This is a genomic window from Singulisphaera rosea (genome assembly GCF_054877945.1).
The window spans coordinates 87,946-109,888 of sequence record NZ_JBTYIP020000035.1; the positions used below are offsets into that span (position 1 = coordinate 87,946).

Consider the following 21,943-nt stretch of genomic DNA (forward strand, 5'->3'; position numbering starts at 1 on the left):
ACCTTCGGGAATTCGAAAAAGAAACTCAAGTCGGGCGAAATGGGCCCCAATCCGGTTCGATGTAGACCGCTTCTTTCGATTATAGGGGGAGCACCCGAGGCGCAGGCAAGGATCGACAACAGTTCACGTGATCCTCGTCACTCGAAGGTGTCCTCCGGCTCGTCATCCTCGGCTCTCTCGGTCGGCCCGGGTGCGGAGGCCGAAGCATTGGTGCCGCCCATACAGGCGTTGCAGGCGTCGGCGACCCCCGTATAAGGTTGGCCGCAACGGGCGCACAGGCCGACGCTGCGTCGGAGCGTAGGCAAGGCGGCCCGGAGGCTCGCCCCTTCGGACGTCGTGTCGAGCCGCTCGGCCACCTTGCCGGCAAGGCTCACCACTTCGGGTCGGATCGTCCCCGAGCGGAGTCGTTTCTGGATCAGGCCCATGCACCAACGGGCCAGGTCCTGGTCGAGGGCCCGCCTCGCCTCGAAGTCGAGCAGCGGCGCCATCTCGTCGCGGAGTTCGAGCACGCGGTCGGGGTCGTTCGCCTCTCGGGCCGCCTCGATCCGGGCCCGGTAGCCTTCGGCCCCCTTGGACTTCGCCGCGTCGAGCGCATCAGAGAGTCGTGCCCCCTCGGGATCGTCTGGGTTCTCGTCGAGGAAGGCACCGACGGCCAGGTCCGCATCCTCCCATCGCCCCTCCCGAATCGCCTTCCTCATCGCCGCCGCGTGATCCGTCCTCACCACGACGGGTGCGATCGGAGCCGGCGCCGGTGCTGGCGTTGATTCGGGCGATCTCGACAACGGCGGCTCAGCCCCGTCCACCAACCTCGACGCGGGACGATCGAGGACATCGACCGCCCGTTCCAATGCCGAGGCGATGCGGGCGTGGAGCGACGTGGAGGCTTCTGCCTGATAGACCGCGGCATCGGCGAGTGCCGCGATCGACATCGCCAGCCACCAGACCGCCCGTGCGATGACGACATACACCACGATACTGGCAATCGCCCCGACCATCGCCACGACCACCAGATCCGGACGGGGATAGACGGCCACGAGAGTCGCACTGAGTCGATGGATCTCCGTGGCGACCCCGCCCACGATGATCGCGAGACGGACCACTCGGGCCGTCCACCCGAGCATCCTCCCCGCATAAGTCCTCGGCCCGTCGTCTGCCCGCGTCTCACCCTCCCCCCCCGACAGCTCGCCAGGAATAGGAGGCTCGGTCCCCATGCCGTTCGATCCGCCCTGCGATTCATGAGCCTGCGTCATGGCCACCAGGGAGCGTCGTCCCTGTTCTCATCTATGGGATGGGTTCTGATCGATCGGGGAACGATCGCGGTCGGGATCGGCACCCCGAGAAAGCATTATCGCGAGCGTGCCGAGCAAGGGCTAGCGGGAACGGCGGGGTGGGCTGCGAGATCGGCGGGGTGTCCCTAAACATCCGCCTCCTTGACACATTCGAATTCGATTCGAGTCACGATCGTCTCGGGATTCACGCCCGAGGACTTCCCGAGTTCGCAGAACATCGACACGAACTCCGAAGGAGAGAGTTCCGGCAAGCCCTGCCGTCGGCAGTCTTCCTCGTCGATGGCATTGAGGGGCTCCCGACGGACGGAGATGACCCGGATCAGGCCGAGTTCCTCTCCACGTTCGCCCTTCCGAGAACCCTCGAGCTTCGAGACCGCCCGAATGACGTCGCCCGGGCACAACGTTGACCATCCCAATCGTCTGGTGACGGTCTTCGTCTGGGAACGAAACTCCTGAGGGTTGAGCGGCAACGTCATCGTTCGCATCGGCCATCCTCGTTCGGCCATGGGGACTCGGCCTCCGTCCAACGACCCATGGGAACCGGCGGTCCGGAATAGTGCCACTTCACGGTTCAGAGGCTAAGGTCCAAACCTGGTCCGAACTCGCGCATCAGGCTCCCGTCGTGTCGACTCCGGTGTCCGACCCCGTACCCGCCAGCGTCGTGCCTGTGGTCCCCCCACCCAGGTCGCCGCTGCCCGAGGTCCCCGAGTCGGAGGTGCCAGTCCCGGTCGTCCCCGTCCCGGTCGTGCCGGTGCCGGTCGTCCCTGTCGTCCCAGTCCCTGTCGTCCCCGTCGTACCGGTTGTGCCGGTCCCTGTCGTCCCAGTCCCGGTCGTCCCTGTCCCGGTCGTCCCTGTTCCTGAGGTACCCGTCCCTGTCGTACCGGTTCCCGTCGTGCCCGTCCCGTTACCGGTGGTATCTCCGATGGTCGTCCCGGTGCCGGTCGTTCCCGTCCCAGTGGTGCCGGTCGTCCCAGTCGTGCCCGTCCCCGTCGTGCCGGTTCCAGTCGTCCCCGTTGTGCCCGTCCCCGTCGTCCCCGTGTTTGATGTGGTCCCGGTCGAGCCCGTCGTCGGCGTAGCGCTTCCGCCCGAGTTTCCGGTCGACAAGCCTTGATGCTCGGGCGAGTTCATGAACAGTTTCTGTACGACGGCCGGCTTGAGTCCTCGATCCAACTCCTTGACCCAATAATCGAGGCCGGCGGAGTCGGGAGACCGTCCCAGGATCGTGCTGTAGAGGTTGGCAACGATCGCCTCGGACCTCGATTCGCCCGAGGATGAGCCCGCAAGTGCGTGTTGTCGGACTTCGGCGGCCCTCGCCGAGAGGGCCGCGGCCGAGGTGGCGACGCCGGGATGCGCGGTCGACAGGAGGGTCCGCGTCTCGAGTGATACATATTCGAACGTGAGCCGGCAATGGCATCGTTTCTGGGAAGGTCGCATGGTCGTGTCGATCTCTGTATGGGATGGTCGATATCGCGGACCGCGAACGAGTGGAGTGCGGCCCGCGACGGATTCGGCCACCTGGGTTCGCTGCATCTCATCTCCGTTCCGGCGGAGGTGACCCGACGCTCATTCCGCAAAGGGAGTACCAATCAGTCAAGTTATGCGAATTTAGTCAGATTTACGGATTATCGAATAATACCCCCGAGGGTCTCGGGGGTTGGGGGCGGACCATGGATGCCGGATCTATGGCGTTTGGGCGGCACATGGGTTGCGGGCGACATCGTCCCGACGAAACGCACGGCCCATGCACCGGACTTCTTTTCTATCGTCGTGGATCCGGCGTGCGGAAACGGAGCATCGAAGGGAGCATTGTCATGACGCAAGATCCGCGAGAGAGAGGGCCGAAGCCCCCTCACCCTTCCCAGCAGCAGGAACCTCCGGGTCTGGAATCGGAGATGGACCCGAGGCCGGACTATGGGGAAAACTCCTACAAGGGGTCGGGGAAACTCGAAGGCAAGGCGGCGGTCATCACCGGGGGCGACAGCGGAATTGGGCGAGCCGTGGCGCTCGCCTTTGCCCGCGAGGGGGCCGACGTCCTGATCTCCTATCAGTGCGAGGAATCCGACGCCAGGGAGACGGCGCGAGCCGTCGAGGCGACCGGGAAGAGGTGCGTGACCGTCGCGGGAGATATCCGTGAGGAGTCGCACTGCAAGGCGATCATCGACCGGGCGGTGAAGGAGTTCGGCAAGATCGACGTCCTGGTCAACAACGCCGCATACCAGATGTCCCGCGACGATATTTCCGAGATCAGCACCGAGGAGTTCGACCGGACGCTGAAAACCAATCTTTATGCGATGTTCTGGCTGACCAAGGCGGCCGTCCCGCACATGCCGAAAGGCGGGTCTGTCATCAACACGTCCTCGATCCAGGCCGACAGCCCCAGCCCCGATCTGCTCCCCTATGCCATGACCAAGGCGGCCATCCAGAACTTCACCGGCGGGCTGGCCCAGATGCTCGGCAAGAAGGGGATCCGGTCCAACTGCGTGGCCCCGGGCCCGATCTGGACGCCGCTCATACCCGCCACCATGCCCGAGGCGAAGGTCAAGGACTTCGGCAAGAACGTGGCCCTGGGACGTGCCGGGCAGCCGGCCGAGCTCGCCCCGGCCTATGTGCTGCTCGCCTCGGACGACGCCAGCTACATGGCCGGGGCCACCATCGCGGTCACCGGCGGTAGGCCGCTCATCTGACGAACCACCACCAAAGGAGCCGCGCATGAAGGCCGTCGTCTTCCACGGCGTCGGGGACATCCGCCTCGACAACGTCCCCGAACCCGAGATCGAGCAGCCCACCGACGCGATCGTCCGCCTGACCGCCAGCGCCATCTGCGGGACCGACCTGCACATGATCCGCGGGACCATGCCCGGCATGGAGGCCGGCACGATCCTCGGCCACGAAGGGGTCGGGATCATCGAGGAAGTCGGCGCCTCGGTGCGAGACTTCAAGGTCGGTGACCGCGTTGTGGTGCCGTCCACCGTCTGCTGCGGGCATTGTTCTTATTGCACCAGCGGCTATCAGTCGCAGTGCGACAACGCCAACCCCAACGGCAAGCAGGCGGGGACGGCGTTCTTTGGCGGCCCGAAGACCACCGGTCCGCTCAACGGCCTCCAGGCCGAGTTCGCCCGCGTCCCGCTCGCCGACCCCTCCCTGGTCAAGCTCCCCTCCGAGATGACCGACGACCAGGCCATCCTGCTCTCCGACATCTTCCCGACCGGGTATTTCGGGGCGGATATGGCCGAGATCAAGCCGGGCGACTCGGTCTGCGTCTTCGGCTGCGGCCCGGTTGGACTCTTCACCATCGTCAGCGCCAAGATGATGGGAGCGGGCCGCGTCTTTGCGGTCGACACCCTGCCGGATCGGCTGGCGAAAGCCCGAGAGTTGGGGGCGGAAGTCATCGACTTCAACGCGGAGCACCCCGTCGAGAAACTCAAGGAACTCACGCGAGGGATCGGCGTACTCCGGGCGATTGACGCCGTGGGCGTGGACGCCTATCGGCCGGAAAGCGGCCCGGCCTACGCCGAGTCTCGGGCGTTGAAGGCGCAGTTCAAGGAAGAGCGGAGGGAGACGCAACTCGACGGCTCGGGCCAGACGTGGGCAGGCCAGTGGGTGCCGGGCGACGCCCCGTCTCAAGTGCTCACATGGGCCGTCCAGTCGCTGGCGAAAGCGGGGACCCTGTCGATCATCGGCGTCTACCCGGAGACGATGACTCGCTTTCCGATCGGCATGGCAATGATGAAGAACCTGACCATGCAGATGGGCAACTGCCCGCACCGCAAGTACATCCCCCGGCTGATCGACGCGGTCCTGGAGGGGAAAGCCAACCCCCTGAAGGTCCTCACCGAAGTCGAGCCGATGACCGACGTCATCACCGCGTACAAGGCGTTCGACAGGCGGAAGTCAGGATGGGTGAAGGTCGAGCTCAAGCCCGCGGAGTGAACCTGGTCCCGACGGGTCGTGGAGGACGGCCTTCGATCCCGCCGCGGCCCAAGCCGCTGGCCCCAAGGTCCGTCGTCGGATCATTTTATTTTAGTTTTTCAATTTTCATCATCTGTTGGTAATTCGGTTTTCCCTGATCCGTGTTTCATCCGTGGCCGAGAAGATCAACGCAGCCTCCGTGCCGAGTCGACGGCACCCGGTTTGCGGGCGATAACCGGCCGCGAGCGACAAAGCGCCGGATCTCTCGTCGTAGGGACATGAACCTTACAGCCCCCGACTCGACCCCTCAGTCCACCCCAGGCGGAGTGAAACCATGGCCAAGACGGCGTCCGATCTGCTGTTCGACAGGCTCGTCGAGTGGGGGGTTGACACGATCTTCGGCATCCCGGGCGACGGGATCAACGGCTTCATGGAAGCCCTCCGCAAATTGCGCGAGAAGATCCGATTCATCCAGGTCAGGCACGAGGAGGGGGCGGCCCTCGCCGCCTGCGGATATGCCAAATTCACCGGGAGGCTCGGCGTCTGCATCGCCACGAGCGGGCCGGGGGCGATCCACCTGCTGAATGGACTGTACGATGCCAAGATGGACAACACCCCCGTCCTCGCCATCACCGGACAGACCTACCATGACCTGATGGGGATGCGATACCAGCAGGAAGTCGATCTCCTGAGCTTGTTCAAGGATGTCGCTGTTTTCAATCAACAGATCATGGGGCCGCAACATGCCCAGGCCCTCGCGGACGCCGCGTGCCGCGCGGCGCTCGGGTCCAAGGGCGTTGCCCACATCAATTGCCCCAATGACTGGCAGGATCTCACGTCCGAGAAGGTTTCGCCCATGAACCAGGCGGGCCACACCAGCGTCGCCTGGAGGCCGCCGATCGTGGTGCCGCAGGCCGAGTCGTTAGCGAGTGCCGCGGCGCTGCTCAACACGGGGAAGAGTACGGTTATCATGGTCGGCCAAGGGGCGCGAGGGGCGACGGACGAGATCGAGCAAATGGCAGACACGCTCGGTGCCCCCGTGGTCAAGGCGCTGCTCGGTAAAGACGTCGTCCCGGACGACTCGCCGTATTGCACCGGCGGCCTCGGGCTCCTCGGGACCTTGCCGTCGGAGAAGGCGATGGAGGAGTGCGACACCCTCCTACTCGTCGGCACGAACTTCCCCTACATGAATTACCTGCCGAAGCCCGGCCAGGCGAAGGCGGTCCAGATCGACCGCGACCCCACTCGCCTCGGCATCCGTTACCCGATCGACATCGGCCTCACCGGTGACGCGCCTGCCACGATCAAGGCCCTCCTCCCACTCCTCGATCGTCGGACGGATCGTTCGTTCCTGGAGAAGGCGCAAGGGCGGATGGCAGAGTGGAATAAGTTGATGAAGGAGCGCGAAACCCGCTCCGACGTCCCCCTCAAGCCGCAAGTCGTCGCCGCGGCCGTGAACCCGCACCTGAAGGAAGGGGCGATCGTCTCCACCGACTCGGGGACGATCACCACGTGGGCGGCCCGTCATATTCACATGAAACGAGGGATGCGATTCTCTTGCTCGGGAAGCCTCGCGACGATGGCACCTGCGCTGCCTTATGCCAACGGAGCACAGGTGGCGTTCCCCGACCGCCAGGTCGTCGCCTTCATGGGCGACGGCGGGTTCACGATGCTCGGCTGCGAATTCATCACGGCGGTGAAGTACAAGCTGCCCATCCGGGTCATCGTGATCAAGAACAACACCCTCGGGCAGATCAAGTGGGAGCAGATGATCTTCCTCGGTAACCCGGAGTACGGCGTCGAACTGGAGCCGATCGACTTCGTGAAGTTCGCCGAGGCATGCGGCGGCGCCGGGTTCCGTTGCAAGACGCCCGACGAGGTTGCCCCGGCGATGGCCGCGGCGTTCGCGACGAACGGCCCATCTCTCGTCGAGGCGACCGTCGACCCGTTCGAGCCGCCGATGCCCGCGCAGGCGACGATCCAGCAGGGGATCAAACTGGCCGAGTCGCTCGTCCGGGGCCAACCCCACGCCGGCAAGATTGCCACGACCATCTTCCGCGACAAGCTCCACGAACTCCTCTGAGGCCGCCTCTTGGCAGGTACCGCCTAGTTCCAGAGCATAGGCAAGCCGCCCTTCTTCGCACACTCCTCGCCGAGGGCTTCCCCAATGAACGTGCCGCTTTGAAGGTTAGGAGAAGAAGAAGCAACAGCATCGACAATACCACGTTTATCTTCTATTAAGATTCATCAATTTCCTACACTCAGGTCCGCCGGCGGATCGTGTCCATCGACTGAAAGCACGACTTTATCACAGTGGACGCGACATCTCGCCCTGCGACGAGGTGTTGAAGCCCTGCACGACACGATTGGCCCCGGCGTGATGAGTATGACAAGGAGGAACGAGAGAAGCCCCGCGCCAAACCTGGTAATTCACTCCGCGGCCTGACTTCTCGGCAATCCGGGCTGCTGGGGTGCGCCTCGCGCTCGTGCAGCCGGCCCCGAGCACCTGACGGGCCGACTCAAGCGAGGCGCGTCATTTCTTCCTCGCCTCGCGAACCGACGGCGCCATGGCAAGGGTGAAGAGAATAACCTCTTCGCCGGTGACAGTACTGATGTCGTGGTGCAGGCTCACCACCTTGGTGTCGGTGGCCTTCTCGACGAGGTCTTCCATGAAGGGCCGCGCGGTCTCGATCAGGTGGGTCCGTACCTGCTTGAGGAGGTCCCTACCCTTCTCGGGCGGGAGTGACTTGACTAGTTGCTGCTCGGCCGCGGTTAACACGCCCCGGAGCCGGACCAGGAGTAAATCGCCGATCAGGTGGGCGTGGACATCCTTGGGCCCTCGGCCCATATACTCCTGTTCAAAGCGGATGACCCCTTGGCAGACCGCGGCCTCGATCTCTCCCAGCGTTTTCATGGCGGCCTCAAACGAATTCCAAGTTTCGGTCCGGTGCAGGCCCAGGCGCCTGGGCCTGCCCAACAACGACAAAGGCCACCGGCTTCCAAACCTTGTTAGGGATAAAGATACCGAGGGCGGGCGGGGCCAACAATTGCGGCCGGCGCCGAAAGCCAGGCCGCCATTCGACCCGCGCCGGGCGAACCCTCCTCCGGCTGGGTTCTCATTCTTTCAATTCACCATCACAATCTTCCCGCCGAAGGCCCCGACCGTCCTCGAGGCCTCGGAGCCGGCGGGCTCAGCCATCCCACCGCCGATAAGATCCTCGAGGCTGCAAACTCTCCAGGCGTGCTCCCCGATCGGCATGGCAAATCCCCTCGTCCGGTCCGAGCCGTTGAGCACGGCGAGGATGTGTTCCGCGCCCAGGATTCGCTGGGACGGATAGTCACCCCCCTCGGCCAGCACCTCCGAGAATTCTCCGCGCCGTAAACCCGGCTCGCGGCTGCGGAGGCTGAAGAGTCCTCTCACCTCGTTCTGGAAGGAGGAGTCCCGCCCGTCGTCGGTGAATGCGCCCCCGACCTCGCGGAATTCGACCCCAGTTCACTACCCGCGGAAGGCAGAGGCACCCGGTCGAGTGTGACGAGGTAGGTAAGGGCGGGCATCGTCCTCCGCGACTTCGGCTCCTTTGCGATTGATAGGAAGGCGTCCTCGTAGTTGGCGATCGAGGCCATCATGGTGCGCGGAGCGGGAGAGCACGGCTTCGTCTCTTGGGCGATAAACGAGAGGGCACCGACGTGCTCGTCTCCGCCGAACACCTCGCGGCCCCTCGAGGTGCTGAAGTCGTAAGCCCCGTAGGAGCCGCCCTCGGTCACAAGCTTTCCGACCTCTCGGGGGTTGATCGTAAATTCGGGTAGGATGACGAATGCGCCGTTCGGCGGTGCAGACTCCAGCTCGACGACGAAACGCTCAGTGAACGCAACGGGTCGGAGGTGGGCGGAGTCGAAGCTCAACCCGTCACACCCCGATCGCTCCTTCCACCGCTTGCACACGCCGATGAGGTTGTCGGCGACTTCCGGGTTCTCGACCTTCCACCGCGGCACTCCATACTCGCTCGGAGGACCGAACCAATCTTTCTTCGCGACGAATCCGAAGGGAACCTTTCGCGAGACCAGGCTTGTGGAAAGCCAGGTCACCCGATCAGGATCCACGGAGAGCCCGCACGTTCAAGGCGGGCCCCAAGTATTCCAGTCTTCTCACACAGTTCGTCGACAGGTCCGACCCGTCGCGGCTTTATCCTCCGGCTCTCCTCGAACTACGCGCGCAAGCAGTCCCGGGCCACGCTTAATGGGATTTCTTGATCGACGGTGGACCTCGACTTCTGCGACGCGACCGTTCCCCTGATGACCGTAGCCAAATCGCTCGGAAACACGCCACTGTGGAAGCACAAGAATAGGCGGGGCGGTGCGAATCCGTCGTGAATTCGCTTGCATTCGTCGCTCAGGGCCTTACACTCAGGCTATGAGCGGGCCCTGGTGAGCTTTCAACCGGCTCCCCTAAAGGGTTTGAGTTGCCGTGGTCGGATGACTAGCTGAAGGGCAACCCGGTAGTGCCGGGGGGCCTTTTGACGAGTATGCCGGCATGGCCGAACAACATCAGTTGTTCGGCCATGCCGGCTTTTTTTTTCGCCCGAGTGTCGCGGCGCAGTCCCAACCCCTTGGGAGAACGCGATGAGTACCTCCAAATCAACGATGGCGCAGCAGATCGCCCAGGCGGCTATCGCCTTCGAGCAGCGACGAACGGGCAACCACGGACCCAAGTCCGTAACCGTGATCCTGAGTGAGGGCACGCTTGTCATCACACTGCACGACGCATTGTCGCCTGCGGAGAAAGCCCTCGCGAAGACACCCGCCGGCGCCGCTCAGTTCCGGGAACTCCACCGTCAACTGTTCGCCAACTCCTCCGATTCATTCCGGCGGGAGATCGAGAGAATCACGGGTATGGAGGTGCGAGAGGCGGCTGTTGAGGTCGAACCGATCACCGGAGCCGTGGTGCAGGCATTCACGACCGGGAATGTGGTTCAGGTGTTCCAGCTCGTCGGTAGCGTTCCTACCGAAACCTGGACTGGAGATGGGTCGGGCCTCTGTGACCCTCTCGGTGGTTCTACGGTGACGGCATAGCGATAAAACGCCGGGAATCGTGCTCTCAGGCCCCATCTATCGCGCGGGACAAATATGACCAGATCCCGTCCTTATCGAAAAGTGAGGCAGTGGAGTCGTCCGACACCGCGGTGACGCTGGCCGGGAGCGTGTCGTCCCGGTCGGAGCGCCAGGAGGCCGAGGCCGCCTGGGCCTCGCCCTGGGTAAACCTTGCACATAACAAACCGGTCGTCGTCGCGCCGTGAAGCCCGATTCACTCACGCCGCGGCCACGATCGTGCTTTGGGGTGAACGTGACCTCGGGCGATATTCTATTACCATGCGTCTCCCCACGCATCGAACACGTGGATATCCACGGGTCAAGAACAGTCCGCGGGTCGCGATCTTCCGGAATCGCGGACCGTGGATAAAAGGGTAGCGCCGGGCACCTGAGCGGCGCTACCCCCTTTGCAACATTTCAAGGCGAGCTCTCTTCGTCACCTTCCCTCAGCCGAGAGTCAGTCCGTCGCTGGACCAATAACGACACCTTTCGGCTTAACCAAGGAGCATTCACACAATGTCACCCCGGAACTCGGTCGTCGCGGTCTTCGGTTCCCACGATCAGGCCGAAGAAGCGGTCCGCAAACTTCAGATAGGCGGCTTCGACATGAAGAAGTTGTCGATCGTCGGCAAGGATTTTCACACGGAAGAGCACGTGGTCGGCTACTACAACACCGGCGACCGCATGCAGTACTGGGGCAAGCAAGGGGCTTTTTGGGGCGGCTTCTGGGGGCTGCTCTTCGGCTCCGCGTTCTTCTGGGTGCCCGGAGTTGGTCCGTTGCTCGTGGCGGGGCCGCTGGTCATGTCGATCGTCGCCGGGCTCGAAGGCGCCGTGGTCATGGGTGGTCTCACCGTACTCGGTGCGGGGCTGTACAGTATCGGGATCCCAAAGAACAGTATCGTGCAATACGAGACCGAAGTGAAGAACGGCAAGCTTCTCGTGGTCGCCCACGGGACGCCCGCCGAGGTGGAATCCGCCAAGGAGGTCCTGGATCGGGCCGAGGCGAATTCGACGACATTCCACGGCGAGGCGGTCGCCGTTGGCGTTTGATCAACCGTTTTCCCAGATGAGGAGAAGCCGATGAAGAGTTCCGGTTTGGTAATCGCGACCTTCCTGGTCGCCGGGCTGGCGTCGATGACGTTTGCCGACGACGCCAAGAAGAAGACCGAGGCCAAGGGCGAGAAGCCGAAGGCGTCGCCGGGCTGGGTTGTGATTGAGGAAGAGTGGTGGAACCCGTTCCTCTACGACTTCTCGACCGCGCTGCACAAGACCCGCGAGTACTACCGTGCCAAGGAGGAGAAGTCCGCGGCCGCCGAGATCGACAAGGCGATCTCATGGCTGAGCTACGCGCGGGGTCACGCCGACAAATCGACGTCCGAAGACCTCGCCACGGCCGGCGCCGACTTGACGGACTTCTCGGCATCGCTGAAGAGCGGCAAGCCGGTGTTGGCCAAGAAGCTCGACGCCGCCTTCGCCCACGCATCGATGGCGCTTGCCAAGCACCACCACTTCCTGTCCGCCAAGGCGACTGCAAATGCCGATCTGAAAACCGCCGGCCGGCACCTGCTGGCGGCCGCGGATCTCCTTCGCTGCGCCGCCCAATCCGCGAACCTCGAGTATGGCAGCGAAGCCGTCACGATCTTCGAAGACTACGCACCGTACGGCTACTGGGATGACGCCATCGTGTTCGAGAAAGGCAGGCTCGAGTCGAATTTGACCACGGTCCAGATCGAGCTTGAAAAGCTCGCCGCGAAGCTGAAGGCGAGCAGATAGCATCGATGGGGTTGCTGTCGGCCCGGATCGTCGCCGCTCGCGATGAGGCGGCGGTCCGATCTGCCCGGTTCGAGCCGGGATACACATCACCTACGAATCATCTACGAAACCGTGATCCAAACGAGGAATTGTTCATGACAACGCAGACTGAGCATGCCCAGGCCCCGTCGGTGGTGAAGGTGGTCGAGATGGTTGGCGAGTCGAGAGAGAGTTGGGAAGATGCCGCCCGATTGCTCGTGAGCCGCGCCTCCGAGGAATTCCAACACGTCACCGGGCTGGACCTGATCCGCAGCACGGCCGTCGTCTGCGAAGGCAGGATCACCGAGTATCACGTGACGGCCAATCTGGCCTACGTCGAGCGGCCTGCGATCATCCTCCATTAGCATTAGTTGTCGGCCCGTCCTCGTCATGACGGGGCTCGCCGATGCCCCGGACCTCTCGACAGGGCCGTCGCGCGGGCTTGCCGTGGGACGTCCCGCAGGAATCGGCACGGAACGCCACCCGAACGCAACGGCATACCGAGAAATCGACTCGTGCTCGGAACCAATCGAGGGCCGGGCCGATGCATCGAACGAAGTTCGACCGGATGTGTCATCCGGTGAAGATCGCGAGAGTCGTACCCAGAGGAGTTCACGATGAAGACGGACGCGCAATTGCAGAAAGACGTCATGGACGAGATCAAGTGGGAACCAAGCGCCACGGCGGCCCAGATCGGGGTCTCGGCCGCAAACGGGGTGGTGACGCTGACCGGCTCGGTCGCGACCTACGCCGAGAAGTGGGCCGTCGAGCGGGCGGCCCAGCGGGTGGAGGGCCTCAAGGGGATCGCCGAGGAGATCACGGTCAAGATCGCCGGGATCCACGCCCGGACCGACGCTGAGATCGCCGAAGCGGCCGTCAACTCCCTCAAGTGGCACGTCTGGGTGCCGGACGACATCCAGGTCACGGTGGCCCAGGGCTGGGTCACGCTGAAGGGTCACGTGAACTGGGATTATCAGAGGAACGCCGCCAGGGATTCGGTGTGCTTCATGGCCGGAGTGAAGGGCGTCTTGAACGAGATCACCCTTCAGCCGATGGTCCAACCGTCTGCCGTCAAGGACGCGATCGAAAAGGCGCTCGTGCGCAACGCCGAGGTCGACGCCGGCCACGTGAAAGTGGCGGCCGACGGCAGCGCAGTCACGCTTTCCGGCAGCGTCGGGTCATGGAATGAGAAGGACGAGGCGGGGATGGCCGCCTGGAGTGCCCCGGGAGTCCACTCCGTGCGGAACGATCTCGAGATCACGTGCGTCTGACGGTCGAACTCGACCGCCCGTGATCGAACCCTGCAAACCCGGCGAGATGACTCGCCCCCTTGCCCCCGCGCGGGGACCGCTTAATCCGGGCGGCCGCAGGCTACGTCCGGCCGAGGGTCGGTTTCGCATCCCGGATCTGAGGAGATTGCCATGACGGAAACTCCTGCGAAGACGCACGACGGTAAGGCCCCGCGGACCTGAGTGTCGAGACGAACGTCCTGGTGGCCGCGCACCAGGACGACAAGGCGGTGGCGACGCACGTCGAATCCGGAAATCAGATCCCGGCGACGGCCCGGAAGGCGTAAGCATCCCAGTCGACAGATCGTTGGCCGGCTGACAACCGGCCCATGAATTCGGGGACCGTACCTCCCCGTCGGCAAACTCGGTCTGGCATGGGATGGCACTTTTCCGGGGCGGCAATGAGTGATCAAAACCAACCGACTGGGCGACGAACCGAGGAGACGATCATGTCAGAATTCGGCAAGCACAAGCTCACCGACGCACTCTCCCCCCCGAAGCACGAGGCCGTCGAAGATAAGGGCGGCAAGATCATGCCTGAACACAAGCTCGAAGCCGAACAGGTCCGGGAGGCTCGCGAGGACGAGGAGGCCCGCAACGCCGAGGCGTCGAACCGGGATCGGATGGTGAAAATCGGGCGGGGCAACCAGCAGGCAGGTCGGCAGGGTCAATAGTGGTGACGGTCCGCCTCGGAGAATTCGACCTGTCACTCGGCAACGCCTCGAATGTGGGTGAGCCGCCCGCGACTGGCCCGGCTTGACCCCGGCGCGGGGCGTCTATCATGAATCGTTAGATTTGCTCAAGCGATTTATTCGCAGTACCTCGGCCAAAGCAAAGTTACCCTGGAAAGGGACCCACCATGGCGGAAGGCGAGAAGATCATCGGCATCGACCTGGGGACGACCAACAGCGTTGTCGCGGTGATGGAAGGCGGCGACGTGACTGTCATCGCCAACCAGGAAGGGAGCCGCACCACCCCGTCGATCGTCGCTTTCGATAGCAAGGGCGAGACGCTGGTCGGCGAACCGGCCAAGCGCCAGTCCGTGACCAACCCCAGCGGGACGGTCTATTCGATCAAGCGGTTCATGGGCCGAAGGCGCGATGAGATCCGCTCCGAAGAGAAGATGATTCCCTATAAAATCGTCGGTAGCTCAGGGGATTATGTCAAGGTGAGCGCGGGGGGCAAGGAAAACACCCCGCCGGAGATCTCGGCGCTGATTCTCCGCAAGCTGAAGGAGGCGGCCGAGAGCCACCTGGGTCACAAGGTCCGCAAGGCCGTGATCACCGTCCCTGCATACTTCAACGACAGCCAGCGTCAGGCGACCAAAGACGCCGGCCAGATCGCCGGCCTCGAAGTGTCCCGGATCATCAATGAGCCGACCGCCGCAGCCCTGGCCTACGGACTCGACAAGACGAAGAACGAGAAGATCGCCGTCTTCGACCTCGGCGGCGGGACGTTCGATATTTCGATCCTCGACGTGGCCGACGGCGTTCTCGAGGTCCTCTCTACCAACGGAGACACCCACCTGGGCGGCGACGACTGGGACGAGGCGTTGATGAATTACATCGCCGATCAGTTCAAGCGGGACCAAGGGATCGACCTCCGCACGGATCAAATGGCCCTGCAGCGGCTCAAGGAGGCGGCCGAGAAGGCCAAGAAGGATCTCTCGTTCCACGCGCAAGCCGATGTGAACCTCCCGTTCATCACGGCCGCGGCAGACGGTCCGAAGCACTTGACGATGACGATCACTCGTAGCCGGTTCGAACAACTGACCGACACGCTGTTCGACCGCTGCAAGGGCCCGGTCCACAAGGCGTTGGACGACGCCAAGCTGAAGGCGAGCGAGATTGACGAGGTGGTCCTGGTCGGCGGCTCCACCCGGATGCCGCGGGTCCTCCAGATCGTGAAGGAGATCTTCGGCAAGGATCCGCACAAGGGCGTCAACCCCGACGAAGTCGTCGCCATCGGAGCGGCGATCCAGGGGGCCGTGCTCACGGGCGACGTGAAGGACCTTCTCCTGCTCGACGTCACACCACTGTCTCTCGGCCTGGAAACCAAGGGGGGCGTGTTCACCAAGCTCGTCGAGAGGAACACCACCATCCCGACCGAGAAGAAGGAAACCTTCAGCACCGCCGAGGACAATCAGTCGGCCGTGACGATCAAGGTCTATCAAGGCGAACGGCCCATGGCCGCCGATAACCGCCTGCTTGGGGAATTCAACCTCGAAGGCATCCCGCCGGCCCGGATGGGCGTACCCCAGGTCGAGGTCAGCTTCAACCTCGACGCCAACGGCATCGTCCAGGTCTCCGCCAAGGACAAGGGGACGGGGAAGGAACAGACGATCAAGATCGAATCGTCCGGCGGGCTCACCAAGGCCGAGATCGAACGGATGCAGCGGGACGCCGAGTCTCATGCCGCCGAAGACCGGAAGAAGCGAGAACTCGCCGAGGCCCGGAACACCGCCGAGCAGCGCGTCTACCAGCTCGAAAAGACGCTCGAGGAGAACAAGACTCGGTTGTCGGAAGCCGACACCGCGGCCGTCCGCAGCGCGATCGCACACGTCGTCGAGGTAACGTCCGGCGACGATTCGGCCGCGATTCTGAGGGCGATCGAAGAACTTCAGCAGGCAGGTCAGGCGATGTCCGAGCACCTGTACGCCGCCACGGCCGCGTCCGGGAGTCGCTCGCCCTCGAACGGCCCCGCAGCGTCTTCGGATGGCGGGCGGCCCGGCGGCAAACCTGACGAGGTCATCGACGTTGAATTCGATGCAAAGTCGTAATGCCGGGGGAAGCCGCGCAGGAGAGACCGAGCCGAACTGTTCGCTGGGCCGCGCAGACGTCTCCAGAAATCCGGCCGAACGCACGCGACGGGCGGCTTCCGCGCGTCCTGCCGCTGCGGTACGCTCCGTTCGATCCGGACGACCGACGTTGTTGGTCGACGACCTCCCGAGCAAACGCGCCGGGGACGTCGCCGTGAGAACCCGTGCGATCGGGTGAGAGCCGAGGACCTCGCGGGCTCCGTGGTGAATCCGACGAGTCGTTCCCGAAGAGCGAGTGTTGCTCTCGAAGCCCGGGGGTTTCCTTCAAAGCCGGGCTTCTGATGCGGTCCACGACGACAGGCCGAGAGAGGTTGTCGAGGTCGAGTGCGTCAGAAACCTGGTTTTCAAGAAGAAACCGGGTTTCGGGGCAGACACTCGGCGAAGCGTCTCCGATTCTTGACCCGGAGCCGCCGGGGATCGTTAGAATGGCCGGACCTACGGCCGGGGCGTTTCATCCGGTCGCGGGGATGGACGGCCTCTCGGATGCAGATCCATGCTCACGAGAATCACGGGACTCGCGGTCGCGTTCGTCGCACTCCTCGCCGCCCAGGGCCTCGGGGCGGCGGAGAGGCCGAACGTGGTGTTGATCTATGCGGACGACCTCGGCTACGGGGACGTCGGGTGTTATGGGGCGACCCGGGTCAAGACGCCGAACGTCGACCGGCTGGCGAAGGAAGGGCTGCGGTTCCGGGACGCCCACTCGGCCTCGGCCACGTGCACCCCGTCGCGCTATGCCATGCTCACGGGGGAATATGCCTGGCGGCGGAGAGGGACGGGCGTCCTGCCGGGGAACGCCGCGCTCATCATCGAGCCGGGCCGCGCGACGCTGCCGGCGGTGCTCAAGGCGTCGGGGTATGCGACCGGGATCGTGGGCAAGTGGCACCTCGGGCTGGGACGCGGGGACTTGGACTGGAACGGGGAGGTCGCGCCCGGGCCGCTCGATCTCGGGTTCGACTCCGCCTTCATCGTCCCCGCCACGGGGGACCGCGTCCCTTGCGTCTATGTCGAGGACCGCCGCGTCGTCGGGCTCGACCCGAAGGACCCGATCCTGGTCGGCTACGGGAAGCATGTCGGGGACGAACCGACCGGCGCGGCCCATCCCGAGCTGCTCAAGGTCAAGCCGAGCCACGGGCACGACCAGACCATCGTCAATGGGATCAGCCGGATCGGCACCATGACCGGGGGCAAGGCCGCCCGCTGGGTTGACGAGGACATGGCCGACGTCCTCACGCACAAGGCCACCGCCTTCCTCGAGGCCCACGCGAAGGGGCCGTTCTTCCTCGAGTTCGCCACGCACGACATCCACGTGCCACGCACGCCTCATGCTCGGTTCGCGGGCCGGACCGGCATGGGCCCGCGCGGGGACGCCATCGCCCAGTTCGACTGGTGTACCGGCGAAATCCTCAAGACCCTCGACCGGCTCGGGATCGCCGAGACGACCCTCGTTATCCTCACGAGCGACAACGGCCCCGTGGTCGACGACGGTTATCGCGACCAGGCGGTCGAGGCTTTGGGAGATCATCGCCCCTCGGGGCCACTCCGAGGCGGCAAATACAGCGCCTTCGAAGCCGGTACGCGCGTCCCCTTCCTCGTGCGGTGGCCGACCCGGGTCAAGCCCGGGGTGTCCGACGCACTCGTCAGCCAGGTCGACCTGATAGCGAGCCTCGCCGCCCTGGTCGGCAGGAAGGTCCCCGCCGAGGCCCCCGACGGCGTCGACGTGCTCCCCGCCCTCCTCGGCGAGTCGCCCGTGGGGCGCGACTCGCTCGTCGAACACTCGGGCGTCTTCGGGATCCGACTGGGCCCCTGGAAGCTGATCGAGCCCGGCAAGGGCCCCAAGGTCCTCCCCTACACGGCCGTCGAGTCGGGCGTCTCGCCCGAGGTCCAACTCTACAACCTCACCGACGACCTCGGCGAAACCCACAACCTGTCCAAGGAAAACCCCGACAAGGTTCGTGAACTCCAGGCGAAGCTCAAGTCCATCCGCCACGGCGGTTGAAAGGTCGTTGCATCCCCAGATGACGCGGATGAACGCAGATTCTTAAATACCGTTCTTTCAATCTGCGTTCATCTGCGTCGTCTGAGGATAGATTCTCCGCTCTATAGTCCGTGTTTCATCCGTGGCCAAGAGAAGATCCCTTCGTTGGCTGCAAGGAGGCCTTTACGTGATATCCCAGGCCATACTTCTCCTTGCCCTGTCCGTCTCCTCGGCCCTCGCTGACGACACTCTCGCGACGGTCGCCGAGAAGAGCAACTACAAGGCCACGGCCCGCTACGCCGACGTGGTCGCGCTCGGCGAGCGGCTCGCCCGGACGTCGCCCCTGGTGCAGCTCGGCGAACTGGGCCGGTCCGGGGAGGGTCGGTCGATTCCGCTCTGGGTCGTGGCCGACCCGCCGGTGAGGACCTCGCGCGAGGCGAAGGCGTCGGGCAAGCTCGTCGTCCTGCTCTTCGCCAACATCCATGCCGGCGAGGTCTGCGGCAAGGAGGCGACCCCGATGCTCGTGCGCGAGCTGATCGCCGCGCCCGGGCATCCGCTGCTCAAAGATCTCGTCATCGCGATGGTCCCGATCTACAACGCCGACGGCAACGAGCGCGTCTCCAAGACCAATCGGCCGGGCCAGGTCGGCCCGGAAGAAGGGATGGGCCAGCGGGCGAATGCCCAGGGGCTCGACCTGAACCGCGACTACATGAAGCTCGAGGCGCCCGAATCCCGGGCCCTCGTCCGGTTCTTCAGCGAGTGGGACCCCGCGGTCATCGTCGACGCCCACACCACCAACGGCTCGCTCCACCGCTACACCATCACCTACGACGGCGCGAAGCACCCCGCGGGCGATCGCCGCGTCGTCGACCTGTCCCTCAAGGCGATGCTCCCGGAGGTCGGCAGGACCTTCGAGGCCAAGGCCGGGCTCCGTGCCTTCTTCTACGGGAACTTCGAACGCAACCACACGAGGTGGGCCACATTCCCCCCCCTGCCCCGCTACGGCACCAACTACGTCGGCCTTCGAAACCGGCTCTCGGTCCTGTCCGAGGCCTATGCCTACGCACCCTACAAGACTCGAGTCCTCGCCACGCTCGACTACCTCCGCGCGTGCCTCGAATACTCCAAGACGCACCGGGCCGAGATCACGCGAGAACTGGCCGCCGCCCGCGAGGCCACGATCGCCGCGGGCAAGGCCCCGAAGCCCGACGACCTCGTCCCGATCCGCACCTCGGCCCACATCCTCGCCGAGCCCGCGACGGTCCTTGGGTATGACGACGCGGCCAAAGGTGGTGGGCATCCCCCCTCGGGCATACCGAAGGACTACCAGGTCGAGCTCGAGCGAGACTTCCGGCCGTCGGCCACCGTCCGACGTCCGTTTGCCTACCTGATCCCGCCGGGCCGCACGCGAGTCGTGGAGAATCTCCAGGCCCACGGGATTGCGCTCTCCGAGCTCCTAGAAAACACGGAACTCGAGGTCGAGGTCTACCGCGTCGCGTCGATCACCTCCGCCGGAGCCTCCGAGGGCCACAAGACGCTCGACGTCGGCGTCGACTCGCGTCGCGAGACCCGCCGAATCACCGCCGGGACCATCGTCGTCTCCACGGGTCAAGGGCTCGGGACCCTGGCCGTCTACCTCCTCGAGCCCCACTCCGACGACGGCCTCTTCACCTGGAACTTTTTCGACGACGCCTTGACGGTCGGTGCCGACGTGCCGGTCCTCCGCCTCCCAGGTCCCGTCGGCCTGCCGAGCAAGCCCATCCCCGCCCATATGGAAGAGTGAATTTGATTCGGAGACGACCTGTCCGGATTCGACACACGCATGTCAGGCCGGAAGTTCTGAAACCGGTCTTCGTACCGCGTAGGTCGGTCAAAGTCTTACGTAGCTTGGCTCGTTGATAGGTCATTCCGTGAGGAAATGAATTGAGCGATCCTAGACTGGTCTCATGGTTGGGAGGGTGATAAACTTCTCGTCGGCAAAGATCGACGATCGAGGTGACACATTGCCTTTTCTGATCAACTCGGTCGCGTCTTCCCCCCACATTTCCTTCGGGCGATCTCATTTTTTGGATCGAGACGGACATCTGGACCCACATCCGTAGAGGAGTTGAGTCAGTGGACGACGCCAATAACCCTTACAACCCCCCGATTATCGACAACCTCAAGCCCCTCGGTAGCCTGGCCCAGTCCGCGCGAGGCAAGGAGTTGAGGCAGGCGCAAGGGTTCCTCTTTTTCATCGGCGTACTCACGCTTGCCGTGAATGGCTTCTTTCTCTTCAACCTCCCGAACGAGATCCAGCAGGCCATCCAGCAGAACGACGTAGGACCCGCCGAACAGGAGCAGTTCCGGCAGCAGGTGAGGATGTACGGCTTGCTGCTCTATGGTCTGCCGGCGCTATTGGGCATCCTATACATTGTGTTCGGGATCATCATCAAGCGGTATCCGGTCTTTATCACCACGACGAGCCTGGTGCTCTACATCACCTCGACAGTGGGCTTCGCAATATTGAATCCCGCTTCGGCCGTGTCTGGGATCGTGATCAAGGCCGTCATCATTCTGGCCCTCTTCCGCGCCATCAAGGCGGCCAAGGCGTATGAGTCCCACACCGTGGATACGCCGATCAATGAGGACATCTTGTGATGGTCGGCGAACGACTCGAAGCCCGTTCGCGTTTTCCCCTCGGAGCCATACTGCTCCTGGCATTTGCCCTTGTCTTTGGAGCGATCGACGCGATCCAGGGAAGGCCCGAATCAAAGCACGACATATTTACGTTTTTGATACTCCCGTTCATCCTCGGCTTGACCTCCTTGGTTCGAGGTCGGGAGCGACGGCTCTCGGCAACCTTCCAGGCCGACGGGATCGAGGTCGAGGGCGACAACGGGCCGAGTCTTATCCCCTACGCGAGTCTCCGCAACGTCTGGGCGAACGGCCGCTCGCCCGATCCGACCGGATTCCAGCAACGCTCCTGTCGGATCGCGGTCCTGCACGAGGGTGGGATGCTCCGCATCCCACCTCGCTCGAACATCCCCTCGCACAAGACGTATCAGTTCCTTACCGGTCAGGTTCAGGCGAACGGCGGCCGCGACGTGAACCCCAACCTTAGAGAATACCTCGAGCGTCAGGAACGCTTCTTCGGCCAGGAAAACGTCTGGACCTATCAAGCAGCGACCCAACGCCCGCCAACTCCGCATAGCCGCGCGAGAACAGTCGCCATCGGACTCTTGGCCACAGGTGTCATCTGGGCAGCGTTGGGGTTTACCGGAACCAGTTCAAGCAGTTGGGGTGGGGCAGGTATCACCTGCATGCTCTTTGCGGCACTCGTGTTCCTCGTGACCTACGCCCAAATGTCTTCGATTCGCTCACTACCTGGCGGCTGGAGGAAGGCGAGCCTCGTCATCGGGCCTCAGGGCTTGGCGATGGTCCAGGGTGAACTCCAGGGGGAAATCCGTTGGACGGAGCTCCTGGATGTGCTCTACATGCCTAAGGTCCGGAGTTTCTCTATCACCATCCACAGGAAAGTTCCGGGCATCGTGCTCCGTGTCAAGGGAGCGGAATTCGTAATCATTGACGCATACGACCGCCCTCTTTATGTTATTCATGAACAGATCCGCGTTTCGTCGGGCCGATTCCATCCGCCAGTCGAAGCTGAGCTCTGATGCCTATGTTCCGCACATCCGCCCTTCATTTTCTCTGAATTTCTTTCGCCTGTACTCGCGATCGGTGCACTCAACGAAGACTCGCCGTGCCAGCCTTCGGCGGGCGCTGTCCCTATGGACCGTGGCTA

At 63.8% G+C, this 21,943-nt stretch carries 20 protein-coding genes; 14 read left to right on the forward strand and 6 right to left on the reverse strand.

All coding sequences use genetic code 11. The features are described from left to right. Window positions 1–137 precede the first annotated feature (137 nt). From ACYOEI_RS35845 to ACYOEI_RS35855, 3 genes are all read right to left on the reverse strand, one after another. Window positions 138–1,211: a hypothetical protein gene (locus ACYOEI_RS35845; protein ID WP_462855118.1), complete on the reverse strand. Its 1,074-nt coding sequence runs from the start codon at window positions 1,209–1,211 to the stop codon at window positions 138–140. A gap of 203 nt (window positions 1,212–1,414) precedes the next feature. Further along, on the reverse strand, window positions 1,415–1,774 hold the full coding sequence (locus tag ACYOEI_RS35850; RefSeq protein WP_462855119.1) for an ASCH domain-containing protein: 360 nt from the start codon (window positions 1,772–1,774) through the stop codon (window positions 1,415–1,417). Between the two features lie 124 nt (window positions 1,775–1,898). Beyond that, a complete protein-coding gene (locus ACYOEI_RS35855; RefSeq protein ID WP_462855120.1) occupies window positions 1,899–2,723 on the reverse strand; it encodes a DUF4214 domain-containing protein in 825 nt (274 codons plus the stop codon). A gap of 377 nt (window positions 2,724–3,100) precedes the next feature. On the opposite strand from ACYOEI_RS35855, the gene ACYOEI_RS35860 reads away from it, so the two are divergent. From ACYOEI_RS35860 to ACYOEI_RS35870, 3 genes are all read left to right on the forward strand, one after another. Then, window positions 3,101–3,973, forward strand: a complete 873-nt coding sequence (locus tag ACYOEI_RS35860) for an SDR family oxidoreductase (protein WP_462855121.1) — start codon at window positions 3,101–3,103, stop codon at window positions 3,971–3,973. Window positions 3,974–3,998: 25 nt separating this feature from the next. After that, entirely contained in the window at window positions 3,999–5,219 is a 1,221-nt protein-coding gene (locus tag ACYOEI_RS35865) for a zinc-dependent alcohol dehydrogenase (RefSeq protein ID WP_462855123.1), read from the forward strand. Between the two features lie 313 nt (window positions 5,220–5,532). Further along, window positions 5,533–7,281 (forward strand): thiamine pyrophosphate-dependent enzyme, encoded by a 1,749-nt coding sequence (locus tag ACYOEI_RS35870; protein WP_462855125.1) that lies wholly within the window; start codon window positions 5,533–5,535, stop codon window positions 7,279–7,281. Between the two features lie 450 nt (window positions 7,282–7,731). Here ACYOEI_RS35870 and ACYOEI_RS35875 read toward each other — a convergent pair whose 3' ends face one another. The 3 genes from ACYOEI_RS35875 to ACYOEI_RS35885 all read right to left on the reverse strand — a co-directional run bounded on the left by ACYOEI_RS35875 (window position 7,732) and on the right by ACYOEI_RS35885 (window position 9,191). Next, window positions 7,732–8,112: a Na-translocating system protein MpsC family protein gene (locus tag ACYOEI_RS35875; RefSeq protein ID WP_462855127.1), complete on the reverse strand. Its 381-nt coding sequence runs from the start codon at window positions 8,110–8,112 to the stop codon at window positions 7,732–7,734. A gap of 210 nt (window positions 8,113–8,322) precedes the next feature. Further along, a complete protein-coding gene (locus ACYOEI_RS35880; RefSeq protein WP_462855128.1) occupies window positions 8,323–8,619 on the reverse strand; it encodes a hypothetical protein in 297 nt (98 codons plus the stop codon). Next, a complete protein-coding gene (locus ACYOEI_RS35885; RefSeq protein WP_462855130.1) occupies window positions 8,616–9,191 on the reverse strand; it encodes an alpha-amylase family protein in 576 nt (191 codons plus the stop codon). Before ACYOEI_RS35885 ends, ACYOEI_RS35880 begins: the two co-directional genes overlap by 4 nt. Before the next feature lie 627 nt (window positions 9,192–9,818). Here ACYOEI_RS35885 and ACYOEI_RS35890 point away from each other — a divergent pair. From ACYOEI_RS35890 to ACYOEI_RS35940, 11 genes are all read left to right on the forward strand, one after another. Continuing rightward, on the forward strand, window positions 9,819–10,268 hold the full coding sequence (locus ACYOEI_RS35890; RefSeq protein ID WP_462855131.1) for a Na-translocating system protein MpsC family protein: 450 nt from the start codon (window positions 9,819–9,821) through the stop codon (window positions 10,266–10,268). A 534-nt stretch (window positions 10,269–10,802) separates the two neighbouring features. Next, window positions 10,803–11,336 carry a general stress protein gene (locus ACYOEI_RS35895; RefSeq protein ID WP_462855133.1) on the forward strand — a complete coding sequence of 178 codons (534 nt, stop codon included), beginning with the start codon at window positions 10,803–10,805 and terminating at the stop codon, window positions 11,334–11,336. A gap of 30 nt (window positions 11,337–11,366) precedes the next feature. Then, a complete protein-coding gene (locus ACYOEI_RS35900) occupies window positions 11,367–12,059 on the forward strand; it encodes a hypothetical protein (RefSeq protein WP_462855134.1) in 693 nt (230 codons plus the stop codon). Window positions 12,060–12,193: 134 nt separating this feature from the next. After that, the gene (locus ACYOEI_RS35905; protein WP_462855135.1) at window positions 12,194–12,442 is read left to right on the forward strand and encodes a dodecin family protein; all 249 of its coding nucleotides are present in this window, start codon (window positions 12,194–12,196) and stop codon (window positions 12,440–12,442) included. A gap of 252 nt (window positions 12,443–12,694) precedes the next feature. After that, entirely contained in the window at window positions 12,695–13,348 is a 654-nt protein-coding gene (locus ACYOEI_RS35910) for a BON domain-containing protein (protein WP_462855137.1), read from the forward strand. Window positions 13,349–13,815: 467 nt separating this feature from the next. Continuing rightward, on the forward strand, window positions 13,816–14,040 hold the full coding sequence (locus ACYOEI_RS35915; RefSeq protein ID WP_462855139.1) for a hypothetical protein: 225 nt from the start codon (window positions 13,816–13,818) through the stop codon (window positions 14,038–14,040). Window positions 14,041–14,159: 119 nt separating this feature from the next. Next, window positions 14,160–16,145: a molecular chaperone DnaK gene (gene dnaK, locus ACYOEI_RS35920; protein ID WP_462855147.1), complete on the forward strand. Its 1,986-nt coding sequence runs from the start codon at window positions 14,160–14,162 to the stop codon at window positions 16,143–16,145. Between the two features lie 532 nt (window positions 16,146–16,677). Continuing rightward, a complete protein-coding gene (locus ACYOEI_RS35925) occupies window positions 16,678–18,180 on the forward strand; it encodes a sulfatase family protein (protein WP_462855141.1) in 1,503 nt (500 codons plus the stop codon). Between the two features lie 166 nt (window positions 18,181–18,346). After that, a complete protein-coding gene (locus tag ACYOEI_RS35930) occupies window positions 18,347–19,942 on the forward strand; it encodes a M14 family metallopeptidase (protein ID WP_462855142.1) in 1,596 nt (531 codons plus the stop codon). A gap of 332 nt (window positions 19,943–20,274) precedes the next feature. Then, a complete protein-coding gene (locus tag ACYOEI_RS35935; RefSeq protein ID WP_462855143.1) occupies window positions 20,275–20,799 on the forward strand; it encodes a hypothetical protein in 525 nt (174 codons plus the stop codon). After that, on the forward strand, window positions 20,799–21,815 hold the full coding sequence (locus ACYOEI_RS35940) for a hypothetical protein (protein ID WP_462855144.1): 1,017 nt from the start codon (window positions 20,799–20,801) through the stop codon (window positions 21,813–21,815). The genes ACYOEI_RS35935 and ACYOEI_RS35940 overlap by 1 nt, the downstream gene beginning before the upstream one ends. Window positions 21,816–21,943 lie beyond the last annotated feature (128 nt).